Raw genomic sequence first — 1,107 nt, 5'->3', positions numbered from 1 at the left:
GACGGGCCGGCCGCGCTGTATGGCGGGCCGCTCGGCGCGGCTCTGGCGACCTACATGGCGACGAACGGCGGCCTGATCGACGCGGACGATCTGGCAGCCTTCAAGGTGATCGAGCGGGCTCCGATCCGCGGCCTCTATCGCGGATATGACATCATCGGTCCGCCGCCGCCGTCCTCGAGCGGCGTGCACATCGCGCAGATGCTGAACATCCTCGAAGGCTTCGATGTCGCAGCCCTCGGCTTCGGCTCCGCCGACGGCGCGCACCTGCTCGCCGAGGCCTTGAAGATCGCCTTCGCCGACCGGGCGGTCGCGACCGCCGATCCCGCCTTCGTCGAGGTGCCGATCGATCGCCTGACGTCGAAGGCGTATGCCGCCGAGCGGCGGGCGCAGATCGACATGAACCGCGCGAAGAGCTTTGGTCCCGGCCTGTCGCCAACGGAATCCACGAACACCACGCACGTCACGGTCGCCGATGCCGAAGGCAATGTCGTGGCCTCGACGCAGACCATCAACGGCCTGTTCGGCGCCTGCGTGCAGATTCCCGGCACCGGCACGACGGCCAACAACTACATGTACAATTTCGACCCGCATCCCGGCCGCGCGCTGTCGATCGCACCCGGCAAGCGCGTCTTCACCTCGATGGCGCCGATGATGGCGCTGCGCGACGGCCGCCTGCGCTACGCGCTCGGCCTGCCCGGCGGACTGCGCATCTTCCCCTCCGCCTTCCAGGCGCTGGTCAATCTGATCGACCACGGCATGTCGCTGCAGGAGGCGGTCGAGGCGCCGCGGCTGTGGACGCAGGGCGGCGCGCTCGAGCTCGAGCCCGGCTTTCCCGATGATGTCGCGCAGGCGCTTGCCGCGCGCGGCCATGAGATCAAGCGCGAGCCGGTCGTGGCCGGCGGCATGAACGCGATCGCCTTCGGCGACGACGGCACGCTGACCGGAGCCGCGTGCTGGCGCGCCGACGGCACGCCGATCGCGATCTCCGGCGGCCGCGCCCGCGCCGGCCTGCGCTTTGCGATCGCATGACGAGCCAGGCTGCAGCATCTCACCCAATCATGGTGAGGAGCGCCGAAGGCGCGTCTCGAACCGTGAGGCCCGAGCTGT

1 protein-coding gene is annotated in these 1,107 nt (G+C 69.9%); it reads left to right on the top strand.

The features are described from left to right. The coding region (locus BRAS3809_RS21465; RefSeq protein ID WP_035657474.1) for a gamma-glutamyltransferase family protein at positions 1-1,029 on the top strand (1,029 nt) is incomplete at its 5' end. Between the last annotated feature and the right edge of the window lie 78 nt (positions 1,030-1,107).

The organism is Bradyrhizobium sp. STM 3809 (assembly GCF_000239795.1).
GTDB lineage: Bacteria > Pseudomonadota > Alphaproteobacteria > Rhizobiales > Xanthobacteraceae > Bradyrhizobium.
This window is presented reverse-complemented; position numbering and strand designations above follow the sequence as displayed.